Origin of the sequence: uncultured Bradyrhizobium sp. (assembly GCF_947648125.1) — a bacterium.
Taxonomy (GTDB): Bacteria; Pseudomonadota; Alphaproteobacteria; order Rhizobiales; family Xanthobacteraceae; genus Bradyrhizobium.
Genome location: NZ_CANSMR010000007.1, coordinates 1 through 22,196 on the forward strand (window position 1 = coordinate 1; position 22,196 = coordinate 22,196).

The following is a 22,196-nucleotide window of genomic DNA, read 5'->3' on the forward strand; positions in this document are numbered from 1 at the left end:
AAAAAGTGTCGGCTATGTCCCCGAACACCCGTCGGTCATGTCCCCGGGCTGAACACTTGACCGGGCGATCCAGTATTCCAGAGACGGTTGTGATTGAGTCGAGAAGCCGCGGCGTACTGGATCGCCCGGTCGAGCCGGGCGATGACAGTTGAGTGTGCCGCTACGCCTGAGGGTGCCACTTACGCCGCGGGCACCGGCAGCGCCGTCACCGACTTGATCTTTTCCATCGCGAAGCGCGAGGTGACGTTCTTCAGCGGCACCGCCGAGATCAGCTTCTTGTAGAAGACGTCGTAGGCCTGCATGTCGGCGACCACGACGCGCAGCATGTAGTCGACATCGCCGGCCATCCGGTAGAACTCCATCACCTCGGGCATGGCGCTGACGGCGTCGGCGAATTTGCGCAGCCAGGCTTCCGAATGGTCGGCGCTCTCGACCGAGACGAACACCGAAATCCCGAGCCCGATCTTGTTCTGATCGACCAGCGCGACGCGGCGCAAGATCACGCCGTCGGCCTCGAGCCGCTGGATGCGCTTCCAGCACGGCGTCGACGACAGCCCGACCCGGTCACCGATTTCGGCGACGGAAAGCGAGGCATCCTCCTGCAACACGGTCAGGATCTTGCGATCGATGGCGTCGAGGCGGCGATTGTTGTCGTGAAGCTGAATGGCGACATCGGTCATAGAAGAAAGTTCCACATGAAGGTTCAAACTCCCTCATATAGAGAAAAATCTTCCAAATCAAGCGGGTCGTGGCCGGTCAGGCCGGCCGCGCGTCGGCGTGTTCGCCCAAAAACGCTTCAACTTCAGTACGTTGCGGTGCGGCATAAGCGCCCCCGAACCGGGTGCATTTCAGCGCTGCGGCGGCCGAGGCAAAGCGGAGCGCCTGCCGCAACTCCTGCTTCTCGGTGATCGCCAGGGCAAACGCCCCGTGGAAGACGTCGCCCGCTCCGAGCGTGTCGACGGTATGGACCGGGAAGGCCGCCGTCTCCTCGAGCCCGCCCTTCTCATTGAGCCAGATCGTGCCCTGAGGGCCGCGCGTGCCGGCCAGGAAGGAGGGGGTGAGCTTGGCGAGCTTTTGCAGCGCCTGGCCGTCGTCGGTGACATCGGCGGTCTGCTGCAGCGGCTCGCTGGAAAACACCAGATGGGACGAGGCCGTGAGCAGTCCTTCCCGCATCGACATCGCGCGGTCGACGTCGACCACCACGGGAATGCCGCGCTTGACCGCCTCGGCGCACAGCTCGGTGCAGAACGGCGCGCAGCGGCTTTCGGTCAGGATCGCCGCGCAATCCTCCAGCAGCAGCTCGGTCGGCGGCAGCTTGACCTTCCAGAGCTCGGGATCGCGGAAGGTGACGATGGTCCGCTCGCCGGTGTCGTCGATCATGATCGCCGAGATCGGGGTGACCAGGTCCGGCATGTGGATCAGATGGTTGGTCTCGATGCCCTCCTGGGCCATCTTGTCGAAGATGTAGCGGCTCGAGGTCTCCTGCGAATCGCCCATCGGCCCGCAGATCGAAGCGCGGCCGCCGAGCCGGACGATGCCGATGGCGGCGTTCAGCGCGTTGCCGCCGCAGATCTCGTCGAAATGGGTCGCATTCTCCTTGGAGCCGCGCGCCGGAACATTGACGCGGAAGGTCAGGTCGCGCACCGGCAGGCCGATGCAGAGGATGCGGGGCGGGACTTTCGGGGCGCCGTCTTGAAAGTTCATGCAGGGGTCCGTCGCAATGGTTCCGCTCGCGCGATGAGATCAGGCTGATCATCATCGCGCTTTAGCTCATTGTTTGAGCATGATCTTTTCGGAAAACCGCTTCGCACTTTTCCGGATCATGCTCCAACTGCCACAACCTGTGTGCAGATGTAATCGGCAGAACGATGTCCGGTTCCCGCTATTGGTCCAACGGATTTCGGTGGTGCACCCAGCGGCCGAGCAAATGATGGGCAATCGCGAACGGGTGCGGGCCGGCAAGGCCGTCGGGATGCTGGCGCTTGAGCATCAGCGTCGCCTCCGCATGGTCGAACCAGCGCGCATCCTCGAGCTCGGTGCGGTCGACCACGATGTCCTCGTTGGTCGCGCGCGCGGTGCAGCCGATCATCAGCGACGACGGATAGGGCCAGGGCTGCGTCATGTAATAATTGACGTCGGTGCAGCGGATGCCGGACTCCTCGAAAATCTCGCGCCTGACCGCATCCTCGATGGTCTCGGCGGCCTCGACGAATCCGGCGAGGCAGGAATACATCCCGGGCATGAACTGCTTCTGCCGGCCGAGCAGCACCTTGTCGCCCGAGGTGACCAGCATGATCACGACCGGATCGGTGCGCGGAAAGTGCTCGGCCTTGCAGCTCGGGCATTCGCGCTTCCAGCCGCCGTCCTTCATAGCCGTGCGGGTGCCGCAGTTCGCGCAGAAGCCGTGGCGCTGATGCCAGGTCACCATCGATTTCGCCATCGCGATGGCCGAGAGCTGCTCCGGCGGCACCACGCCCTGCATCGCCATGCCGCGCAATTCGGTGATCGCAACATCAGGACGCCCGACCAGCTTCTCGGCCGCCTGCGGCGCGATCCCCATGCCGAAGATCGGCGCCGCATCGCGGAGCCCTAAGAAGATCGTGCCGGGATTGGCGCCAAAGCCGCGGGCCTCCTCCAGCGAGAGCAAGGCGCGGGCCCCGCCTTCCTCCTGCTTCACGACCAGCGAGTCGCGATAGATCACGTAGGCTCTAGCCTCGCGGTGGCCTTCCAGCGCGAACAGCTTCTCGTCATTGCTGCGCAGGTGCGCGGCGCGGTCCAGCACATGGGTGACGAAGGCCGGCTGGCCGAGCGGAAATGAATCGGATGCAGACATTGAATTTCAACCCAACCAGATCTTGCGGCGAAGCGCGCTGATGAAATTTTGCACTTCCTCGGCGTCATGCGCCAGCGGCGGCATTACGCCCCAAACGGGACGCGGCCATGCAGCGTCGCTGGTGCGGCGCGCGATGACATGGACGTGAAGCTGCGGGACGAGGTTGCCGAGGGCTGCGACATTCAGCTTGTCGCACTTGGTGACCTCTTTCAGGGCCCGCGACACGCGGGTGATCTCGGTCATCAGCTGCGCCTGCTCGACCTCGTCGAGGTCGATGATCTCGACCGCGCCGTCGCGCCGCGGCACCAGCAGCAGCCAGGGATAATGCGCATCCTTGATGACGAGCACCTTGCACAGCGGCAAGTCGCCGATGTCGATGGTGTCTTTCTTGAGCTGCGAATGCAGCGACCAATTGGAGGCGGGCATGAGGGGCAAGTAATGCCTTTCCGTGTTCCCAGACAAGCCCCACAAAGCCAGCCTTACAAAGCCGGGTCAGGCCGCTTGCTTTCCGGCGGTTTTGGCCCCAAATAGGGACCGGGAGATTGGCGGTGGACGAGCCACTCGCCAACCGGGTCAGGTCCGGAAGGAAGCAGCCCTAACGAGGTCCGGATCGGGTCGCTCGTCAGTCTCCTACCTGTTTTTCCGAGCGAATCGCGCTGGAATGGCGGTCTCCGCGCCCGGCGCTCGATTTTGGCTCCTATCCGCACGCCGGCCGAAGAGACAATTCCCAAGTTGCGGATCGATGCATGAATGACGCTGGCGACCCCTCCCAACCGTCCGACGGCGCAGGCAAAGCAAGCCTTGACGGCGGCTTTGATTTGGGTGGCGCGCCGGATACGGCCAAGCCGTACCGCGTTCTCGCCCGCAAATACCGCCCCTCCAGCTTCGAGGATCTGATCGGCCAGGAGGCCATGGTCCGCACCGTCTCGAACGCGTTCGAGACCGGGCGGATTCCGCAGGCCTGGATCCTCACCGGCGTCCGCGGGGTCGGCAAGACCACCACCGCCCGCATCCTCGCCCGCGCGTTGAATTACGCGAAGCCGGACGGCTCGGTGAAGGGGCCGACCATCCACATGCCCGACCTCGGCGTGCACTGCCAGGCGATCATGGAAAGCCGGCACATGGACGTGCTGGAGATGGACGCTGCCTCCCACACCGGCGTCGACGATGTCCGCCAGATCAATGACAGCGTGCGCTATGCGCCGGCCAGCGCGCGCTACAAGGTCTACATCATCGACGAAGTCCACATGCTGTCGACGGCGGCCTTCAACGCCTTCCTGAAGACGCTGGAGGAGCCGCCGGAGCACGCCAAGTTCGTGTTCGCCACCACCGAAATCCGCAAGGTTCCGATCACGGTGCTGTCGCGCTGCCAGCGCTTCGACCTGCGCCGCGTCGAGGCCGACGTGCTGATGAAGCATCTCGGCAACATCGCGACCAAGGAAGGCGTCGAGGTCGAGCCCGAGGCGCTCGGCATCATCGCGCGCGCGGCCGAGGGTTCGGTGCGCGATTCGCTGTCGCTGTTCGACCAGGCGATCGCACATGCCGCAGGCCTCGTGAAGGCCGATGCGGTCAGGCAGATGCTCGGCCTCGCCGACCGCACCCGCGTGATCGATCTGTTCGATTCGCTGGCGCGCGGCGATCTCGCCAGCGCCTTCGCCGAGTTCCGCGCGCAGTATGATGTCGGCGCCGATCCGGTGGTGGTGCTGTCCGACCTTGCCGAGTTCGTCAATTTCGTCACCCGCGTGAAGTTCGTGCCGGGAACGGCCGACAATGTCGCATTCGGCGAGACCGAGCGGGTGCGCGCGCGTGAATTCGCCGCAAAGCTGTCGACGCGGGTGCTGTCGCGGATGTGGCAGATGCTGCTCAAGGGTATCGCCGAGGTGCAGACCGCGACGCGTCCGGCGGCTGCCGCCGAGATGGTGCTGGTGCGGATCGCCTATGTCGCCGACCTGCCGACGCCGGATGAAGCGATCCGGATGATCGAGCAGAATGGCGGCGGCGCGGCCCTCGCGACGGCAGGCTCCGCCGCGTCGTCACCGCCGCGCGGCGCGCCGGCCTCGGCGATGTCTGCAATGCCGTCGGCGCCGGTGCGTGCGCCGCAGGCCTCGCCGCGCGCCGATCTCGCCACGCGCCCGCAGATGGCAGCCCCAGTCGCCGATGCCGCGCCGGCGCTGCGGATATCAAGCTTTCCGCAACTGATCGCGCTCGCCGGCGAGAAGCGCGATATCATGACCAAGAGCGCGCTGGAGGCCGATGTGCGGCTGGTGCGCATCGAGGACGGCCAGCTCGAGATCGCACTCGAGCCGAAGGCGCAGCGCGCGCTCGTCACCGATCTGTCGCGCAAGCTCGAACTGTGGACCGGGCGGCGCTGGACCGTGATCATCTCCAACGCGGCCGGCCAGCCGACGGTGCGTTCGCAGAACGAATTGGCGCGCAGCGAGCATCAGCGTGCTGCCGAGGCCGATCCGCGCGTGCAGGAGGTGCTGGCGCGCTTTCCCGGCACCAAGGTGGTCGAGGTCCGCCGCCTTGCCGCCGAGGTTCCGGTGGCGGATGCCACCGGCGAAGACCCGATTGAAACTTCCGACAGTGACGACGATTGATCTGGCGATAGGAACGCACGCATGGCTGATTTTCTCGGCATGATGAAACAGGCAGCGCAGCTGCAATCCAAGATGCAGGCGATGCAGGAAGAGCTCGGCAATGTCGAGGTCGAGGGCATTTCCGGCGGCGGCCTGGTTGCCGTGCGCATGACCGCGAAGATGGAAGTGAAGGGCATCAAGATCGATCCGTCGCTGATGAAGCCGGAGGAGCGCGAGGTGCTCGAGGATCTGCTCGTCACCGCACTTGGCGACGCGCGCCGCAAGGCCGAGACGGCGATGCAGGAGAAGATGATGGCTCTCACCGGCGGGCTCGGCCTGCCGCCGGGATTTGGTCCGACTTAAAGCGCGGCGAGATCAAGATGAAGCATCGTGCCTTGGCTCTTTGTTGGAGCATGATCTTTTCGGAAAACCGCTCCACACTTTTCCGGATCATGCTCTAATGGCTGCAAGCGTTGCCGGCCCCGAGATTGAACGCCTGATCCAGCTGCTGGCGCGGCTGCCCGGGCTCGGGCCGCGTTCGGCGCGGCGCGCGGCGCTGCATCTGATCAAGAAGCGCGAAGCCCTGATGACGCCGCTCACCGCTGCGCTGCAGGTCGCGATCGACAAGATCCAGGTCTGCAAGACCTGCGGAAACATCGATACACAAAACCCCTGCACGGTGTGCACCGATCCGCGCCGCGATCCCTCGATCATCGTCGTGGTGGCCGATGTCGCCGATCTCTGGGCGCTGGAACGCGCCAATGCGACCAATGGCCGCTATCACGTGCTCGGCGCAACGCTGTCGCCGCTCGACGGCGTCGGCCCGCAGGATCTCACCATCGATCAGCTGGTGGCGCGCGCGCATGCGGCGGAGGTCAGCGAGATCATTATAGCCTTGAATGCGACCGTCGATGGGCAGACCACCGCGCATTACATCACCGACCTCTTGTCGGAGGCCAATGTGCGAGTGACGCGGCTGGCGCATGGCGTGCCGGTCGGCGGAGAGCTTGATTACCTCGATGAAGGTACGCTATCGGCTGCCATGCGACAGCGGACGCTGTTCTAGCAAGCGATCCAGCAACGGGACGCAGCGGAGTTCGCCAGGCGATCCGTCACAGGTCGAAAAGATCGCACTGAAACAAAATGATAGGGTGGATGACGATTCGGGGACGGTCATTCACGCTCTGACGAATCAAATACGGAACCACTGCAAATGACGACACACCGATTCGGCGTATGCTTGGGCTTTGCGCTTCTGGCGGTGACGTTCGCCGCGTCCGGCGCGATCGCGCAGCAAAGTGATGCGCCGCAGAAGCCCGGCAAGATGATTCGGGCCGGCGACGTGCTGTCGGGGGAACTCGGCGTCATGAAGGTGCGCGACACCAAGAACCGCGGCAAGCGCGTCGCGACCTACCAGATCACCAGCGAGCCGCGCCGCCTGCCGCCGCCGAACGGTCTCTGCAACCTCGAAACCGGGCCGGAAACTTTTCAGCTGATTCCGACCAACGACGCCCAGGCCGCGCAGCTCAAGAGCCTTTCCGGCAAGGCCATCTCGGTGAAGGTCGACGAGATCGCCTGCGCGCAGGACGCCGGCGAGATGAGCGAAGCCATCGTCACCAAGTGGAGCGTGGTCGCGAAGTAAGCGCCTCAATTTCGGTGTCATCGCCCGGCTGCGCGGGTAATGACACCGCGCTGTTTCTTGAGTTGCGACCCATCCTCATCGTCGTCCTGGCGAAGGCCAGGACCCATAACCACCGGCCTTGCTTGTCGGATGGATCGTGGCCCCGACATCGCGCAACAATTCGCATTTGGGGTAATGGGTCCTGGCCTTCGCCAGGACGACGCGCGGAGAGAGTGGTGCCGCGGCTTCTCCGTCAAACAACGAACGCCTCTGGAATACTGGATCACCCGGTCGAGCCGGGTGATGACAGGGGGCTAAACCCTCACCGGCCCCAGCTCATCGAAATGCCCGCGCCGTTGCAGCCAGGCGAGCAGGATCAGGCTGGGGATCGCGACCAGCACGCAGATCACGAAGAACATTTGCCAGCCGACGGCCTTGGCGACATAGCCCGCACCCGATGACAGATAGGTGCGGCCGACCGCCGCGAGCGCCGTGAGCAGCGCATACTGGGTCGCGGTGTGCAGCGGATTGCGGCATAGCGCCGACAGATAGGCGACGAAGATCACGGTGCCGATCGCGCTGGTGAAATTCTCCGCCGTGATCGCAAGCGCGAGCGCCCATTGATCGACGCCGACATGCGCGAGCCAGGAGAACGAGAGGTTGGCGACCGCCTGCAGCACGCCGCCGATCCACAGGCTGGTCGCGAGCGAATAGCGCCGCGCCACGAAGCCGCCGGCAAATCCGCCGATCAGGGTTGCGGCGAGGCCGACCCCCTTCACGATCGCGGCGTAATCGACCTTGGAAAAGCCGATGTCGATCACGAACGGCGCGGTCATGGTGCCCGAGAATGCGTCGGTGAACTTGAACAGCACCACAAAGGCGAGCGCCGCCAATGCGTCCTTGCGGCTGAGGAACTCGGAGAACGCGCCGAGCGCCGCGTGCAGGACGCGTTCCGCTGCGGTCTGCGCATGCGTGGCGGCCTCTGCGCCTTTCGATTGGACAGGCTCGGTCGCAGCAAGCGCGGTGACGATACCGATCACGACCAGCGCGGCCATCACCACATAGCCCCACATCCACGCCGATGGGCGCGCCAGGCCGGCGGACTCGAAGCCGCTGACGATGAACAGCGCGCCCGCGGTCGAGACCAGCATGCCGACGCGATAGGCCGCCACATAGGACGCCATGCCGGCGGCCTGCTCGCTCTCGGGCAGGCTTTCGACACGGAAGGCGTCGACCACGATGTCCTGCGTCGACGAGGCGGTTGCGACCAGCAGCGCGGCAAAGGCCGCGAACCACGGCGATCGCGCCGGATCGGCCAGCGCCAGCACCAGGATCGTCGCGATCAGCAACAGCTGCGAGAGCAGCAGCCAGCCGCGGCGGCGACCGAAGATCTGCGTGAACAGCGGCACGTGCAGCGCATCGACCAGCGGCGCCCAGAGGAACTTCAGCGTGTAGGGCGTGCCGATCAGTGCGAGCAGCCCGATGGTGCCGAGATCGACCCCAGCCTCCTTCATCCACACCTGCAGCGTCGAGCCCGACAGCGCCAGCGGCAAGCCGGACGAGAAGCCGAGCAGCAACACGATCAGCACCCGCGGCTGCAAGTACACCGCGAAGCTGTCGCGCCAGGAGGTGGCTGGAGGGACGGTCGTTTCCGGCTTTGTCGCGGTCGCTTCGGGCGCGGTCATAGGGCAGTTGGTAGCAGATTCGGCCGCAAAAAGACTATCATCGCCCGGCCCGACCGGGCGATCCAGTATCCCAGAGGCCTATCCGCCACCTGCGGCAATCTCCGGGTAAAGATCGATCCAGTCCGGATTGTCCTTCTCAATTAGGGAGATTTTCCATGCGCGCGGCCATTTTTTCAGTCGCTTCTCGCGCTTGATCGCGTTCTCCGGATCATCGAATTGCTCGAAATAGACGAGCTTCGCCACGTCATATTTCTCAGTGAAACTCTCGATCGACTTCAACTTGTGCTCGCCCACACGGCGAATGAGATCATTTGTCACACCAATGTAGAGCGTGCCGCCGGTGCGGCTGGCGAGGATATAGACGTAGTAGCTGCGTGCCCCCAAACTGCCGCCTCTGGGATACTGGATCGCCCGGTCAAGCCGGGCGATGACAGCTGATCATGCCGCACGATCTGCGGTCATCCAACATCACTAGGTGCGGTCATAGGGTCGGTGTTACCAGATTCAGCCGCAAAAAGACTGTCATCGCCCGGCTCGACCGGGCGATCCAGTATCCCAGAGGCCTATCCGCCACCTGCGGCTATTTCGGGATAAAGCCGGGCGATGACACCGATTGGGTGGCGCGAGCGCGCCAAGCAACTTGTAAAGCACCATCACTCCCCCGCCTGCAGCTTGCGCGGGGCGGGGAACAGGTCGGTGGCGGCAGGCTTGACGAAGCGGGGGACCTCGATCGGGGTCTCGGACTTGCTGAAGTCGAGCTCTTCGATGCGGCCGGCGCGCTTCTCGATCTTGTCGGCGGAGATCAGGATCTGCCTGACGTCCTCGTTGACCTGGCCGAAATGGGTCTGCAGCTTGAGCACGCGCTCGCGCAGCCGGCCGAGGTCGTCGCCGAGATGCATCACCTCGTTGCGGATCTGGTCGGCTGCGTCGCGGATGCGGGCGTCCTTCAGGATCTGCTGCATCACCTGGATCGCCAGCATCAGCAGCGAGGGCGACACCAGCACGACGCGCGCGCGATAGGCCTTCTGGATCACGTCGTCGAAGCCGTCATGGATTTCGGCATAGACCGATTCCGAGGGCACGAACATCAGCGCGGTGTCCTGGGTCTCGCCCGGGATCAGGTACTTCTCCGCGATGTCGCTGACATGCTTCAGCACGTCGGCGCGCAGCCGCTGGCTGGCGAATTTGCGTTCCTCGTCGCTGCGCGCGTCGTGCAGCGCGGTCATGGCTTCCAGCGGGAATTTCGCGTCGATGCAGAGCGGGCGCTGGTCGGGCAGGAACACCACGCAGTCCGGCCGCTTGCCTGACGTCAGCGTGTACTGGAACTCGAACGAGCCCTTCGGCATGCCGTCCTGGACGATCGCTTCCATCCGTGCCTGGCCGAATGCGCCGCGCGATTGCTTGTTGGCGAGCACGTCGCGCAACGTCGTGACCTGGGTGGTGAGCTCGTTGAGGTTCTTGTGCGCGTGATCGATGATGCCGAGCCGCTCGTGCAGCACGCGCAGCGAATCCATCGTGTTGCGGGTGGTCTGTTCCATCGATTGGCCGACCCGGTGGGTCACCGAATCGAGCCGCTCGTTGACGGCGCGGGCCATCTCGGCCTGGCGGCCGGCCAGTGCCTGCCCCATCGCGTCGACCCGTCCTGAGGCCTCGCTCTGGGCCCGCAGCATGTCGGCAAGCCGCTCCTCCAGCTCGTCGGCGCGAATGGCCTGGGCCATCGCGAGTTCCGCGCCGCGCCGGCTGGCGCGCGCGATCACCACGGCGATGGCGAACAGCAGGATCAGCGCCAGCGCGCCAAGGCCGATCAAGGCGTCGGAGACACGGACCGGGAAGTCGCCAATCGTGAGCAGAATCTCATTCATGGGGGCCGTTGTAGCCGATTCGGAGACGTCACCGAACGAAAAGGGAACATTTATGGTAAACACTCCCTTAAATTCCTTGGTTAATCTTGCGTAAAGAAACGTGGTTAAGGCCGCCTTAACCGGTTCCTGAGCGCATTGACCCCATGAAGTCAGCAGCTTAAATCGCCGCCATGGCATTACGAGAAATCATCATCCTGCCGGACAAGCAGTTGCGTCTGGTGTCGAAACCGATCGAGAAGGTGACGCCGGAGATCCGCAAGCTCGCCGACGACATGCTCGAGACCATGTATGACGCGCCCGGCATTGGGCTGGCGGCGATCCAGGTCGCGCAGCCGCTGCGGCTGATCACTATGGACCTCGCCAAGCGCGATGAGAACGGCGAGACCACGCCGCAGCCGCGGGTGTTCATCAATCCGGAGATCATCTCGCACTCGGAAGAGCTGTCGGTCTACGAAGAGGGCTGCCTGTCGATCCCTGAATATTACGAGGAAGTCGAGCGCCCGGCGCGGGTGCGCCTGCGCTTCACCGACCTCGACGGCAAGCTGCATGAGGAGGATGCGGAAGGGCTTTACGCCACCTGCATCCAGCACGAGATCGACCATCTCAACGGCGTGCTGTTCGTGGACTATCTGTCGAAGCTCAAGCGCGACCGCGTCTTCAAGAAATTCGAGAAGGCCGCCAAGCGCGCGGCGGAGTAACGGCGCGCACTCCGCCGTCATGCCCGGGCTTGACCCGGGCATCCACGTCTTCCTTCTGGGAGACCAAAGACGTGGATGGCCGGGACAAGCCCGGCCATGACGAAGATTGGATCCTCCCGGAAGAATCTGACCGCATGCCTCTCCGTCTGATCTTCATGGGCACGCCCGATTTCGCGGTGCCGACGCTGCTGGAGCTGGTGGCCCATGGCCACGAGGTCGTGGCGGTTTACACCCGCGCGCCGAAGCCGGGCGGCCGGCGCGGCTTGCAGTTGCAGCCGACGCCGGTCGAGCAGGAGGCACGCCGCCTCGGCATTCCCGTGCTGACGCCGAAAACGCTGAAGACATCGGAAGCGCTCGACGAGTTTCGCGCGCATGACGCGGATGCCGCCGTGGTCGTCGCCTATGGCATGATCCTGCCACAAGCGATCCTCGATGCGCCGAAGCTCGGCTGCTTCAACCTGCATGCTTCGCTGTTGCCGCGCTGGCGCGGCGCCGCGCCGATCAACCGCGCCATCATGGCGGGCGATGCCGAAAGCGGCGTGATGGTGATGAAGATGGATGTCGGCCTTGACACCGGCGACGTCGCGATGGCCGAGCGGCTGCCGATCTCGGACGGCATGACGGCATCCGACCTGCACGACGCGCTGGCGCCGCTCGGCGCCGATCTGATGGTGCGCGCGATGGGTGGGCTGCAGCGCGGCGGGTTGCAGCTGACCAAGCAGAGCGCGGACGGCGTCACCTATGCCGCCAAGATCGAGAAGGCCGAGGCGCGGATCGACTGGAGGCAGCCGGCGCATGCGGTGCTGCGGCACATTCACGGGCTGTCGCCGTTTCCCGGCGCCTGGTGCGAGCTTTTGGGCGAGGGTGAGCCGGTGCGGCTGAAAATCCTGCGCTGCGAATTGGCGAAAGGCGCGGGCGAACCGGGCGATGTGCTCGACGACAATTTTGCGATCGCCTGCGGTGATGGCGCGGTCCGGATCCTCGAACTGCAGCGCGCCGGCAAGGCGCCGATGAAGGCGGCGGACTTCCTGCGCGGCACGCCGCTGAAGCCGCCCGCGCGGCTCGCCTGATGCCCCGCTACAAGCTCACCATCGAATATGACGGCACGCCGTTCTCCGGCTGGCAGATCCAGGACACCGCGCCGACCGTGCAGGGCGCGCTGGAGACGGCGGTCAAGGCGATCTGCGGCGAGGACGTGCGCGTCCACGGCGCAGGGCGTACCGATGCCGGCGTGCATGCGCGCGGCCAGGTCGCGCATTGCGACATCGCCAAGCATTTCCCGCCCGGCCGCTTCCGCGACGGGCTGAACGCGCATCTGCGGCCGAATCCGATCGGCGTGCTCGCGGCCGATATCGTGCCCGACGAATTCGAGGCGCGGTTCTCGGCGATCAAGCGGCACTATCTCTATCGCATCACCAACACTCGCGCGAACCTCGCGCTCGACATCGGCCGCGTCTGGCGCGTGCCGCGCGCGCTCGATGCTGACGCGATGCACGAGGCCGCGCAGCGACTGCTTGGCAAGCACGATTTCACCACCTTCCGCGACACCGAGTGCCAGGCCAAGTCGCCGGAGAAGACGCTCGATCAGCTCGACGTCATGCGCGAGGGCGACGCCATCAACATCGTGACGTCGGCGCGCTCGTTCCTGCACAGCCAGGTGCGCTCGATGGTGGGCTCGCTGGTCTGGGTCGGTGAGGGCCGCTGGAGCGCGGACGATCTCTTTGGCGCGCTCGCCGCCCGCAACCGCGCCGCCTGCGGCCCCGTCGCGCCGCCGGACGGGCTCTATCTGATGCGGGTGGATTATTAGGCGGTGTGAATGATCTGGTAGGATGGGTAGAGCGAAGCGAAACCCATCACCTCGAATCCGTGGTGCACATGATGGGTTTCGCTGCGCTCTACCCATCCTACGGACTAGCACGCTGTATCTGGTGCGGGTGAATTACAGGTGACCCCAATCCCTACTGTGCATGGGGTTGTTTTCGATGTTTTTGTCCAGCCGAGCGGCTGGATTACGCAAAATACCTGTCCAGCACGCCGCGATAGATCTTCGTCAGCTTCTCCAGATCGGCCACCGGCGTGCGCTCGTCGATCTGGTGCATGGTCTGGCCGACCAGGCCGAATTCGATCACCGGGCAATAGCTGGAGATGAAGCGCGCGTCCGAGGTGCCGCCCGAGGTGGACAGCTCCGGCTTGCGGCCGGTGATCTCCTCGATCGCGGCGACCGCAAGATCGGTGAACGGGCCGGGCTGGGTCACGAACACGTTCGAGTTCGACGGCATCCAGTCGATATGGGCGCGGATGCGGTTGCCGCAGGCTTTGGCCAGCCGCTCGTCGACCAGCTGCCGCAGGCTTTCCTGGGTGTGGTTGTCGTTGTAGCGGATGTTGAACTTCGCCCGCGCCTGGCCGGGGATCACATTGCTTGCGGTGTTGCCGACATCGACCGTGGTGAATTCGAGGTTGCTGGCCTGGAATTGCGCACTGCCGTGATCGAGCGGCTCGTCGCTCAGCGCCACGATCAGCCGCGAGATATCCGGCACCGGGTTCGAGGCGCGGTGAGGATAGGCGACGTGGCCCTGCACGCCATCGACAATGAGCGTGCCGGACTGCGAGCCGCGCCGGCCGATCTTGATCATGTCGCCGAGCACCTCGACATTCGAGGGCTCGCCAAGCACGCAATGGTCGAACTTCTCGCCGCGGTCGGCGCACCATTTCAACAGCTTGACGGTGCCGTTGATCGAGACGTCTTCCTCATCGCCGGTGATCAGGAAGGAGATCGAGCCGTTTGCCTTGCCGGCATGATCCTGCAGATACTGCAGCACGGCGGCGACGCTGCAGGCGATGCCGCCCTTCATGTCGACGGCGCCGCGGCCGTAGAGATAGCCGTCCTTGACCTCGCCGGAGAACGCGCCGAGCGTCCACGCCGCTTCATCGCCCGGCGGCACCACGTCGGTATGGCCGGCAAAGGTGATATGCGGTGCCGTGCTGCCGATGCGGGCATAGAGATTGTCGACATCGGCCGTGCCGGGCTCGGAGAACGTCACGCGGTGGACGTGGAAGCCCGCGTTTTTCAGCAAATTTTCAAGAACGCCAAGCGCGCCGGCGTCGGCCGGGGTGACGGAGGGGCAGCGAACCAGATCGCGGGTAATCGAGACGGCATCACTCATGCGCCTCGCTTAACACGTCACACCGCGGGTGGACCAGCTTTGTGCGGCATCATTCGAGCTCGCTCTGCTGATCCCAGCCCTGCCTGGAGCGCGACCCGTTGCCGCGGTCGCCGCCTCGGCTCACATGGGTTTTTCCAAGCGGATTGGGGCCATAGCGATTGGGGTACGAGGTGCCGGGCAGAAAGGCGAGCTCGATGAAGCCCCAGATATAGAGCACGAAGACGATCGCGCCCGCGGCCATCACCCAGTAGGAATCATCGGGAAGCCGGTCCGAGAATTGGCTCATGAGGCCCGGGATCGCGAAGAACGGGACCATCCACCAGCCGCTTCTGTCGCGGTCGTGCAGGCGCTTGATCGAGACCGCGATATAGACCCAGACGAACAGCACTGTCCCGCTGGCCTTGACCAGCAGCGTGGGCAATCGGGCAAGGGTCAGCGATCTGTAGCTGTCCGGGTCGAACACCCGGAAGATGTCGTCGACATTGAAGCCAAACCCGTCCTTGCCGCCGAGCCCTGCCGAGATCACCAGCGCGGCCAGGAATATCATCCAGCACACGATGATCAGCGCTGCGAGCCAGAACTTGGCCCGGTTGACGCGGCCCTTGAAGCCGAACAGGTAATTGGCCCAGTCCATGAAAAACTCCGGACAGCAGCAATGTTTCGCGGCCCGGAGTTTTGTCGGCGTCAGATCGAAATTGGTTCGATCAGTCCCGCAGCAGCTCGTTGATGCTGGTCTTGGCGCGGGTGCGCTCGTCGACGCGCTTGACGATCACGGCGCAGGCGGTGGCAGGTCCTGGCTGGCCGTTCTTCAGCGGCTTGGCCGGCAGGGTGCCCGGCACCACGACGGCATATTCCGGGACCTCGCCGACGAAGATCTCGCCGGTCTCGCGGTCGACGATCTTGGTCGAGGCGCCCAGGAACACGCCCATCGACAGCACCGCGCCCTTGCGCACGATCACGCCCTCGGCGACCTCGCTACGCGCGCCGATGAAGCAGTCGTCCTCGACGATCACGGGCTCGGCCTGCAGCGGCTCGAGCACGCCGCCGATGCCGACGCCGCCGGAGATGTGCACGCGCTTGCCGATCTGGGCGCAGGAGCCGACCGTCGACCAGGTGTCGATCATGGTGGCCTCATCGACATAGGCGCCGAGATTGACGAAGGAGGGCATCAGCACGACGTTGCGGGCGATGAAGGCCGAGCGGCGCACGATCGCGCCCGGCACGGCGCGGAAGCCGGCGTCGCGGAAGCGGTTCTCGCCCCAGCCCTCGAACTTCGAGGGCACCTTGTCCCACCACGAGGCCTTGCCCGGGCCGCCCGCGATCTGGCCCATGTCGTTGAGGCGGAACGAGAGCAGCACCGCCTTCTTCAGCCACTGATTGACCTTCCACTTGCCGCCGGCCTCGCGCTCGGCGACGCGGGCTTCGCCCTTGTCGAGCAGCTCCAGCGCATGGTCGACGGCCTCGCGGACCTCACCCTTGGTCGAGGTCGAAATGCCTTCGCGGGCGTCGAACGCGGTGTTGACGGTGGTTTCGAGGGCGGACAGCGACATCGGGACAATCCTTGGGCGTATCGGGGATATGACGGGAATTTTGCAGGGCTTTTTCGGAATTTGGGGCTGCGGAGTCAAGGCAAACTCCCACGTCGTCCTGGCGCAGGCCCGGACGACGTGGGGAGAGATCAGGGCTTCAGCCGCTGCAAGAACCCGGTGAGATCGTCCGTGACGTGGTCGACATAGGCGGCGTCGCGGCCTTCGAGCTCCCAGGTCTCGCGCACCACCTCCTGGCTGCCGTCGGGCACCACCAGCACGGTGGTCATGCCGAGCTCATGCGGCACCACCAGATTGCGCGCGAGGTCCTCGAACATCGCAGCCTTCGACGGATCGACGTCGTGGAGCCTGAGGAACTTCTGGTAGGTCTGCGGCGCCGGTTTCGGCTCGAGGTCGGCGGCGATGATGTCGAACACGCCGTCGAAATGGTTGGAGATGCCGAGCCGGCCCAGCACCGCGTCGACATGATCGACCGAGCCGTTGGTCAGAATCAGCTTGCGCCCCGGCAGCTTGGCGATCGCAGCGCCCATTGTCGGATTCGGCTGCAACGGCGAATGGTCGATCTTGTGCACATAGGCGAGATAGTCGTCGGCCTGCACGCCGTGCTCGGTCATCATGCCGCGCATCGTGGTGCCGTAGCGCAGGTAATAGTCCTTCTGCAGCCGCCGTGCTTCCTCGGGCGAGATCTTCAGCCAGTTGCCGACGAACTCGCCGATCCGCGCATCGACCTGCTGCCACAGATTGACGTGATGCGGGTACAGCGTGTTGTCGAGGTCGAACACCCAGGTCTCGACATGGCCGAAGCTGCGGGGAGTTTTAGTCATGGCTTTCTCCGCGTGTCGTCCCTGCGAAAGCAGGGACCCATACGCCGTGCCGGTCATTATTGAGCAAGATGGGAGTAACCTTCGCTTGGGGACATAGACAACTGCAAAACGTAGGTCTGTGGTTATGGGTCCCTGCTTTCGCAGGGACGACGAAAGAAGCAGTCACGGCATCGCAAAGCGCAGCGTCTTGCCGCCGCTGGTCATGTCGACGGTGGTGAAGCCGAGCGCGATGAGGCCGCGGGTCGCGCAGTCGCCCTGCTCGTTGACCTCGAACTTGCTTTCGCGGGTGCAGAGCAGCACCGCGCCGCCCCAGTTCAGCGGCTTGTCCTTGATGCGGATGGCGCGGTTGTCGCCGTCGACGGCTTCCGCGAAGGAATAGATCTGCTTCGGCGTGCCCGACACGTCGGGGTGCAGGCATTTGCCGGGGTCGATCCGATACCAGCCGCGGCTGGTCACCATCTTGCCGTCGTCGGTCGCAACCGCGGCCATCACCTTGTGCGGCGTGTCGTTGCACCAGGTCAGTCCCGACGGCGAGGGCTTCTGCACGGCATCGACCATGGTGGTGAAGAAGTTCGGCGACTGCACGATGTCGCTGGCAAGCCCGCGGCTCTTGAGGAATGCGGAGAGCGCGCTCTGGGTCTTCGGCCCGTCGACGCCGTCGATCGGCGCCGCGTCATAGCCTGCGATCACCAAGAGGCGCTGGATGCCGGCGAGCCGCGCCTGCTCGTCGTCATACTCGCTGTCTTCGGCGAGATAGGCGACAAGATTGCCGTCATCGGTCTGCGTCGGCGTAATCTGGGTGAACTGCGCCGGTGTCTGGCCGGAGCGGCATTGCCGCGCGGCGGCGATCACGAAATTGTCCTGCGCGACGCAGAGTGTGTCGGTGCCGTTCTGCGGGATCGGCGACGCGCCGTAGACGCCGAGGGCGCGCGCATTGAGCAGCACGCGGTCCGCGGTGAGCGCACCCTGCACCACGACGCGGCAGGTGGCGGGATCGATCCGGAACCAGCCGCGCGTCGCTGTCGCGGCCTTGTCGTCGATGCCGATCGCGGCCTCGATCACATAGCTCATGCGGTTGCAGAGCTTGAGATCGGCATGCGCCGGCGCCGCCGAGAACAGGAACGAAGCCACAGTAGCAGGCAGCGGCATCAGAATGCGTGTCACTGCAGAGCGGTGACGTCGCGGCGTCCTCTGGTCGTCATGCCCGGGCTTGTCCCGGGCACCCACGTCTTTCTCTCGGCCGGCAAACAAGACGTGGATGGCCGGGACAAGCCCGGCCATGACGGCCCATATGCGCGTCGCCGTCCTTGCCATTACTTATGGATCAGCGTGCCGGTGCCCTGGTTGGTGAAGAGCTCGAGCAGCACCGCGTGCTGGGTCTTGCCGTCGATGATGACGACACCCTGCACGCCCTGTTCGAGCGCGTAGATGCAGGTCTCGACCTTCGGGATCATGCCGCCGGAAATCGTGCCGTCGGCGATCAGCTTGCGGGCTTCCTTGATCGACAGGTCCGGAATCAGCTTCTTGGACTTGTCGAGCACGCCGGGCACGTCGGTCAGCAACAGCAGGCGCTTGGCCTTCAATGCGCCCGCGATCGCGCCGGCAAAGGTGTCGGCGTTGATGTTCAGCGTCTGGCCGTCCTGCGAGGTCGCCAGCGGCGCCAGCACCGGGATCAGCTCATAGCCGATCAGCTGATTGAGCAGCGTGAGGTCGACCTTCTCGGGGTCGCCGACGAAGCCGAGATCGACCGCCTTCTCGATGTTGGAATCGGGATCGACCATGGTGCGCGTCGTCTTCGACGCCTTCACCATGTTGCCGTCCTTGCCGGAGAGGCCCACGGCCTTGCCGCCGGCCTCGTTGATGTAGCCGACGATCTGCTTGTTGACCGAGCCCGCCAGCACCATCTCGACGATCTCGATGGTCGCGGCATCGGTGATGCGCAGCCCCGCGGCGAATTCCGACTGGATGCCGAGGCGTTTCAGCATGGTCGCGATCTGCGGCCCGCCGCCATGTACGACCACCGGATTGATCGCGGTCTGCTCGAGCAGCACGATGTCGCGCGCGAACGCCTTGGCGGTGTCCTCGGCGCCCATGGCATGGCCGCCATATTTAATGACGATGGTTTCCTCGTCATACTCCTGCATGTGCGGCAGCGCCTCGGACAGGATGCGGGCCTGATCGAGCGGGCTGATGTGCTGGTCGGTCATGGGGCTGGTCTCACGTCAGCGGAGGGACGGGCGCGTTTCTATCTGATTGCCGGGCAGGGCGCAAAGCTGTCTTCAAACCTCTCCCACAAGGGGAGAAGGAAGGCAGTGATCACCGCTTCGGCCACATGGCCGAAACCGCCAGCACCAGCCAGCTCAGGATCAGCAGCGTTCCGCCGGTCGGAGCCGCCATCGGAAACAGGCCATGGCCGCCATATTGGCGTAGCGTGAGATCGCCCGCGAACAATGACGCCGCGATGACGAAGCCTGCCGCCGCCACGATGCCGAGCTTCAGATGAACGATCGCGCGCTCCGCGACCGCAATGGCTGCGATGGCGCCGGTGGCATGGAACAGCAGCATTGAGGACGCCGACGCCAGCCGCGTGGCATCCGGCAAATGGGCCGCGGCCGCCGCCAGCATCACGCCGCAGGCGCCCATCACGGCGGCAAGGCCGATCAGGAGACGGGATGCGCCGTTCATCGGCGCCGCTCCTCGATCAGGCGTACCATGGCGGCGCGGAGCTCCGGCATGCCGTCGCCGGTGCGCGACGAGGTCACCAGCACTTCGGGGAACGCGGCGGGATGTTTTGCGAGCGTCGCGATGGTTTCGGCGGTGACGGTCTTGAGTTCGCCGGCCTTGACCTGGTCGGCCTTGGTCAGCACGACCTGGTAACTGACCGCGGACTTGTCCAGCGTCTTCAGCACGTCGAGATCGACGTCCTTGATGCCGTGACGGGCGTCGATCAGCACATAGACCCGCGCCAGCGTCGCGCGCCCGAGCAGGAATTTGTGGATCAGCGCCGTCCACGACGCCACCTTGGTCTTCGGCGCCGAGGCGTAGCCGTAGCCCGGCATGTCGACGAGACGAATGTCCGCGTTTTCCGGGCCCTCAAAGAAGATCAGTTCCTGGGTGCGGCCGGGCGTGTGCGAGGTGCGAGCGAGCGCATTGCGGCCGGTCAGCGCGTTGATCAGGCTCGACTTGCCGACATTGGAGCGGCCGGCAAAGGCGACCTCGAGGCCGGTCATCGGCGGCAGCGTCTCGATCGAGGGCGAGGCCCAGATGAAGCGCCAGTCGCCGGCGAACAGCTTTCGCCCCTGCTCGATCAGCTCCGCATCAGGTTCGGCGGTCATGCGAAGGATCCCATTTCATCGTGGCCAGGCGAAAGCCCGAAGCGCAGCCTTGGCGTAAGACGACCCGCCCATCCGCGTCAACGTTTTGCTGGTCTCCAATATGTCGATGCCCGGCACGAGGCCGGGCATGACGCAGTGATAGAGCGGGCGCAGGAAGCTACGTCGGCTTCTTGGCGAAGGTCGACTTCAGATTGTCGAATAACTCCACCTTCACGCCGTTCTTGCGCATGATGAAGCTCTGCTGCAGCACGGAGAGCGTGTTGTTCCAGGCCCAGTAGATCACGAGACCCGCCGGGAAGCCGGCCAGCATGAAGGTGAAGATCAGCGGCATCCAGTCGAAGATCATCTTCTGGGTCGGATCCGGCGGCGCCGGGTTGAGCTTCATCTGCACCCACATCGTGATGCCCATGATGATCGGCCAGATGCCCATCACCAGATAGGCGCCGAAATGCGGTCCGAGCAGCGCGATCGGGTCGAACGGAATCAGCCCGAACAGCGTGAACAGATTGGTCGGATCGGGCGCGGAGAGGTCCTTGATCCAGCCGAAGAACGGCGCGTGCCGCATTTCGATGGTGATGAACAGCACCTTGTAGAGCGAGAAGAACACCGGAATCTGCAAGGCGACGGGAAGACAACCGGCGATCGGGTTGATCTTCTCCTTCTTGTAGATCTCCATCATCTCCTGCTGCTGCTTCACGCGGTCGTCAGGATAGCGCTCCTTCAGCGCCTGCAGCTGCGGCTGCACCGACTTCATCTTCGCCATCGAGGCGTAGGACTTGTTGGCGAGCGGGAAGAACAACAGCTTCACGATCACGGTCACCAAGAGGATCGCGATGCCGAAATTGCCGACCAGGCGATAGAACCAGTCGAGTGCCAGGAACATCGGCTTGGTGATGAAGTAGAAGTGACCCCAGTCGATCAGCAGATCGAAATGGTTGAGGCCGAGCTGCTTGTTGTAGCCGCCGAAGCCGACCAGCGGGAAGTTGAGGCCGACCGTGGCGGCCTCCTTCGCGCCGGCGAACAGCCGCGCGTTGGCAACGCCGGTGCCGCCGATCGGGATGGTCTGCGCGCCGAGCATGTAGTCGGCCCGATAGCGCTTGGCGCGCGGATCGGATGCCTGGTCGTTGGTAAGACGGGCCGTTTGCAGGGTGGCGTTGGTGTCCGGCAGAAGGGCTGTCGCCCAGTATTTGTCGGTAATGCCCAACCAGGCGTTGGTCACGTTGTCAAACTTGACGCCACGCGAGTCTTCGCCGGTCGGGATCTTGCTGTCGTCGATATTCTTGTAGGTGTATTCCTGCAGGCCCTGTTCGCCGAGATAGCCGATCAGGCCTTCGTGCAGGATCGCGTAACCGGAGACCGGCGGCTTGCCGCCGCGCGAGATCAGCCCGAACGGATACAGCGTCACCGGCGCGCTGCCTTGATTGATGACCTCGTCCTTGATGCTGAAGAGGTAGCGATCGTCGATCGAGATGGTGCGGCGGAAGGTCAGGCCCTGGCCGTTCTCATATTTCAGAACCACCGGCGTGCTCGGCGACAGGCTGTTCGACCCCTCCTGCTGCCAGACGGTTTCGGCGTCAGGCGTCTTCACCGACGAGCCGCTGGCGGTCAGCCACAGGAACTCGGCATAATAAGGCTCCGCGGTGCCCGACGGCGACAGCAGCACGATGGCCGGCGATGTCGGGTCGACCGTCTCGCGGAACTGGACCAGCGAAAGATCGTCGATCCGGGCGCCCTTCAGCGCAATGCTGCCGATGATGCGCGGGCTCTCGATCTTGATGCGCGGGCCGGCCGCGAGCGCCGTCTCGCGGCTCGCCACCGGAGCGTCGGCAGCAGGCCTGCCCGGTGCCGGGGAGGGCGTCGTTGCGCTTCCCGGAGCGGCGCCAGCAGCGGCACCAGGGGTCGCCTGCGGCGCCGGCTTCAACAGCTCGGCCTGGCGCTGCGCCTCGCGCTGCTTCTCCATCTGCGGCACGTTATAGAAATATTGCCAGGCGATCAGGACGAGGCCCGACAGAATGACGGCGATGATCGTGTTGCGGTTGTCGGACATC

General features: G+C 64.6%; 23 protein-coding genes and 1 other RNA gene. 8 read left to right on the top strand and 16 right to left on the bottom strand.

What is annotated here, in order from left to right; genetic code table 11:
- Positions 1-179: 179 nt before the first annotated feature.
- From Q0030_RS14655 to Q0030_RS14670, 4 genes are all read right to left on the bottom strand, one after another.
- Complete coding sequence (locus Q0030_RS14655; protein ID WP_024578797.1) at positions 180-680, bottom strand: Lrp/AsnC family transcriptional regulator; 501 nt, start codon at positions 678-680, stop codon at positions 180-182.
- 76 nt (positions 681-756) lie between these two features.
- Entirely contained in the window at positions 757-1,704 is a 948-nt protein-coding gene (locus Q0030_RS14660) for a sugar kinase (protein WP_298368071.1), read from the bottom strand.
- 178 nt (positions 1,705-1,882) lie between these two features.
- A complete protein-coding gene (nudC, locus tag Q0030_RS14665; protein WP_298368074.1) occupies positions 1,883-2,833 on the bottom strand; it encodes an NAD(+) diphosphatase in 951 nt (316 codons plus the stop codon).
- Between the two features lie 6 nt (positions 2,834-2,839).
- The gene (locus Q0030_RS14670) at positions 2,840-3,259 is read right to left on the bottom strand and encodes an HIT family protein (protein ID WP_028335945.1); all 420 of its coding nucleotides are present in this window, start codon (positions 3,257-3,259) and stop codon (positions 2,840-2,842) included.
- 111 nt (positions 3,260-3,370) lie between these two features.
- Between Q0030_RS14670 and ffs the strand changes: the two genes are divergently transcribed.
- From ffs to Q0030_RS14695, 5 genes are all read left to right on the top strand, one after another.
- Positions 3,371-3,467: signal recognition particle sRNA small type (gene ffs / locus Q0030_RS14675), an RNA gene on the top strand.
- A 112-nt stretch (positions 3,468-3,579) separates the two neighbouring features.
- Positions 3,580-5,433 carry a DNA polymerase III subunit gamma/tau gene (locus Q0030_RS14680; protein ID WP_298368076.1) on the top strand — a complete coding sequence of 618 codons (1,854 nt, stop codon included), beginning with the start codon at positions 3,580-3,582 and terminating at the stop codon, positions 5,431-5,433.
- 21 nt (positions 5,434-5,454) lie between these two features.
- Entirely contained in the window at positions 5,455-5,775 is a 321-nt protein-coding gene (locus Q0030_RS14685) for a YbaB/EbfC family nucleoid-associated protein (protein ID WP_176534103.1), read from the top strand.
- A gap of 97 nt (positions 5,776-5,872) precedes the next feature.
- Positions 5,873-6,478: a recombination mediator RecR gene (gene recR, locus Q0030_RS14690; protein WP_298368081.1), complete on the top strand. Its 606-nt coding sequence runs from the start codon at positions 5,873-5,875 to the stop codon at positions 6,476-6,478.
- Positions 6,479-6,625: 147 nt separating this feature from the next.
- Positions 6,626-7,054 (top strand): hypothetical protein, encoded by a 429-nt coding sequence (locus tag Q0030_RS14695; RefSeq protein WP_298368083.1) that lies wholly within the window; start codon positions 6,626-6,628, stop codon positions 7,052-7,054.
- Between the two features lie 293 nt (positions 7,055-7,347).
- Here Q0030_RS14695 and Q0030_RS14700 read toward each other — a convergent pair whose 3' ends face one another.
- From Q0030_RS14700 to rmuC, 3 genes are all read right to left on the bottom strand, one after another.
- On the bottom strand, positions 7,348-8,718 hold the full coding sequence (locus Q0030_RS14700; protein WP_298368086.1) for an AmpG family muropeptide MFS transporter: 1,371 nt from the start codon (positions 8,716-8,718) through the stop codon (positions 7,348-7,350).
- Between the two features lie 78 nt (positions 8,719-8,796).
- Positions 8,797-9,102: a GIY-YIG nuclease family protein gene (locus Q0030_RS14705; protein ID WP_298368088.1), complete on the bottom strand. Its 306-nt coding sequence runs from the start codon at positions 9,100-9,102 to the stop codon at positions 8,797-8,799.
- Positions 9,103-9,371: 269 nt separating this feature from the next.
- On the bottom strand, positions 9,372-10,580 hold the full coding sequence (gene rmuC, locus Q0030_RS14710; protein ID WP_298368091.1) for a DNA recombination protein RmuC: 1,209 nt from the start codon (positions 10,578-10,580) through the stop codon (positions 9,372-9,374).
- Positions 10,581-10,750: 170 nt separating this feature from the next.
- On the opposite strand from rmuC, the gene def reads away from it, so the two are divergent.
- From def to truA, 3 genes are all read left to right on the top strand, one after another.
- Positions 10,751-11,278, top strand: a complete 528-nt coding sequence (def, locus tag Q0030_RS14715; protein WP_076864526.1) for a peptide deformylase — start codon at positions 10,751-10,753, stop codon at positions 11,276-11,278.
- A 134-nt stretch (positions 11,279-11,412) separates the two neighbouring features.
- Positions 11,413-12,348: a methionyl-tRNA formyltransferase gene (gene fmt / locus Q0030_RS14720; protein ID WP_298368097.1), complete on the top strand. Its 936-nt coding sequence runs from the start codon at positions 11,413-11,415 to the stop codon at positions 12,346-12,348.
- Positions 12,348-13,085, top strand: a complete 738-nt coding sequence (gene truA, locus Q0030_RS14725) for a tRNA pseudouridine(38-40) synthase TruA (RefSeq protein WP_298368100.1) — start codon at positions 12,348-12,350, stop codon at positions 13,083-13,085. The genes fmt and truA overlap by 1 nt, the downstream gene beginning before the upstream one ends.
- 202 nt (positions 13,086-13,287) lie before the next feature.
- On the opposite strand, the gene dapE is transcribed toward truA, so the two are convergent.
- The 9 genes from dapE to yidC all read right to left on the bottom strand — a co-directional run bounded on the left by dapE (position 13,288) and on the right by yidC (position 22,195).
- A complete protein-coding gene (gene dapE / locus Q0030_RS14730) occupies positions 13,288-14,442 on the bottom strand; it encodes a succinyl-diaminopimelate desuccinylase (protein ID WP_298368103.1) in 1,155 nt (384 codons plus the stop codon).
- 49 nt (positions 14,443-14,491) lie between these two features.
- Positions 14,492-15,076, bottom strand: coding sequence for a DUF805 domain-containing protein (locus Q0030_RS14735; RefSeq protein WP_298368105.1), 585 nt, complete (start codon positions 15,074-15,076; stop codon positions 14,492-14,494).
- Between the two features lie 70 nt (positions 15,077-15,146).
- Positions 15,147-15,992, bottom strand: coding sequence for a 2,3,4,5-tetrahydropyridine-2,6-dicarboxylate N-succinyltransferase (dapD, locus tag Q0030_RS14740; protein ID WP_298368107.1), 846 nt, complete (start codon positions 15,990-15,992; stop codon positions 15,147-15,149).
- A 128-nt stretch (positions 15,993-16,120) separates the two neighbouring features.
- Positions 16,121-16,813, bottom strand: a complete 693-nt coding sequence (locus Q0030_RS14745) for a pyrimidine 5'-nucleotidase (RefSeq protein ID WP_298368110.1) — start codon at positions 16,811-16,813, stop codon at positions 16,121-16,123.
- 162 nt (positions 16,814-16,975) lie between these two features.
- Positions 16,976-17,962 (bottom strand): DUF1036 domain-containing protein, encoded by a 987-nt coding sequence (locus Q0030_RS14750; protein ID WP_298368113.1) that lies wholly within the window; start codon positions 17,960-17,962, stop codon positions 16,976-16,978.
- 164 nt (positions 17,963-18,126) lie between these two features.
- A complete protein-coding gene (gene argB, locus Q0030_RS14755) occupies positions 18,127-19,020 on the bottom strand; it encodes an acetylglutamate kinase (RefSeq protein ID WP_029083632.1) in 894 nt (297 codons plus the stop codon).
- A 109-nt stretch (positions 19,021-19,129) separates the two neighbouring features.
- Positions 19,130-19,498, bottom strand: coding sequence for a DUF423 domain-containing protein (locus Q0030_RS14760; RefSeq protein ID WP_298368118.1), 369 nt, complete (start codon positions 19,496-19,498; stop codon positions 19,130-19,132).
- Positions 19,495-20,148 (bottom strand): ribosome biogenesis GTP-binding protein YihA/YsxC, encoded by a 654-nt coding sequence (gene yihA, locus Q0030_RS14765; protein WP_298368121.1) that lies wholly within the window; start codon positions 20,146-20,148, stop codon positions 19,495-19,497. The genes Q0030_RS14760 and yihA overlap by 4 nt, the downstream gene beginning before the upstream one ends.
- Before the next feature lie 157 nt (positions 20,149-20,305).
- Positions 20,306-22,195: a membrane protein insertase YidC gene (yidC, locus tag Q0030_RS14770; RefSeq protein ID WP_298368124.1), complete on the bottom strand. Its 1,890-nt coding sequence runs from the start codon at positions 22,193-22,195 to the stop codon at positions 20,306-20,308.
- Position 22,196 lies beyond the last annotated feature (1 nt).

Bases quoted from the DNA above. Each gene is read 5' to 3' on its own strand.
- Q0030_RS14660 (WP_298368071.1), bottom strand. From the start codon at position 1,704: ATGAACTTTCAAGACGGCGCCCCGAAAGTCCCGCCCCGCATCCTCTGC.
- Q0030_RS14750 (WP_298368113.1), bottom strand. From the start codon at position 17,962: ATGCCGCTGCCTGCTACTGTGGCTTCGTTCCTGTTCTCGGCGGCGCCG.
- Q0030_RS14700 (WP_298368086.1), bottom strand. From the start codon at position 8,718: ATGACCGCGCCCGAAGCGACCGCGACAAAGCCGGAAACGACCGTCCCT.
- dapE (WP_298368103.1), bottom strand. From the start codon at position 14,442: ATGAGTGATGCCGTCTCGATTACCCGCGATCTGGTTCGCTGCCCCTCC.
- rmuC (WP_298368091.1), bottom strand. From the start codon at position 10,580: ATGAATGAGATTCTGCTCACGATTGGCGACTTCCCGGTCCGTGTCTCC.
- dapD (WP_298368107.1), bottom strand. From the start codon at position 15,992: ATGTCGCTGTCCGCCCTCGAAACCACCGTCAACACCGCGTTCGACGCC.
- Q0030_RS14745 (WP_298368110.1), bottom strand. From the start codon at position 16,813: ATGACTAAAACTCCCCGCAGCTTCGGCCATGTCGAGACCTGGGTGTTC.
- fmt (WP_298368097.1), top strand. From the start codon at position 11,413: ATGCCTCTCCGTCTGATCTTCATGGGCACGCCCGATTTCGCGGTGCCG.
- Q0030_RS14695 (WP_298368083.1), top strand. From the start codon at position 6,626: ATGACGACACACCGATTCGGCGTATGCTTGGGCTTTGCGCTTCTGGCG.
- yihA (WP_298368121.1), bottom strand. From the start codon at position 20,148: ATGACCGCCGAACCTGATGCGGAGCTGATCGAGCAGGGGCGAAAGCTG.
- recR (WP_298368081.1), top strand. From the start codon at position 5,873: ATGGCTGCAAGCGTTGCCGGCCCCGAGATTGAACGCCTGATCCAGCTG.
- Q0030_RS14670 (WP_028335945.1), bottom strand. From the start codon at position 3,259: ATGCCCGCCTCCAATTGGTCGCTGCATTCGCAGCTCAAGAAAGACACC.
- Q0030_RS14680 (WP_298368076.1), top strand. From the start codon at position 3,580: ATGAATGACGCTGGCGACCCCTCCCAACCGTCCGACGGCGCAGGCAAA.
- Q0030_RS14685 (WP_176534103.1), top strand. From the start codon at position 5,455: ATGGCTGATTTTCTCGGCATGATGAAACAGGCAGCGCAGCTGCAATCC.
- Q0030_RS14655 (WP_024578797.1), bottom strand. From the start codon at position 680: ATGACCGATGTCGCCATTCAGCTTCACGACAACAATCGCCGCCTCGAC.
- def (WP_076864526.1), top strand. From the start codon at position 10,751: ATGGCATTACGAGAAATCATCATCCTGCCGGACAAGCAGTTGCGTCTG.
- argB (WP_029083632.1), bottom strand. From the start codon at position 19,020: ATGACCGACCAGCACATCAGCCCGCTCGATCAGGCCCGCATCCTGTCC.
- yidC (WP_298368124.1), bottom strand. From the start codon at position 22,195: ATGTCCGACAACCGCAACACGATCATCGCCGTCATTCTGTCGGGCCTC.
- Q0030_RS14760 (WP_298368118.1), bottom strand. From the start codon at position 19,498: ATGAACGGCGCATCCCGTCTCCTGATCGGCCTTGCCGCCGTGATGGGC.
- nudC (WP_298368074.1), bottom strand. From the start codon at position 2,833: ATGTCTGCATCCGATTCATTTCCGCTCGGCCAGCCGGCCTTCGTCACC.
- Q0030_RS14735 (WP_298368105.1), bottom strand. From the start codon at position 15,076: ATGGACTGGGCCAATTACCTGTTCGGCTTCAAGGGCCGCGTCAACCGG.
- truA (WP_298368100.1), top strand. From the start codon at position 12,348: ATGCCCCGCTACAAGCTCACCATCGAATATGACGGCACGCCGTTCTCC.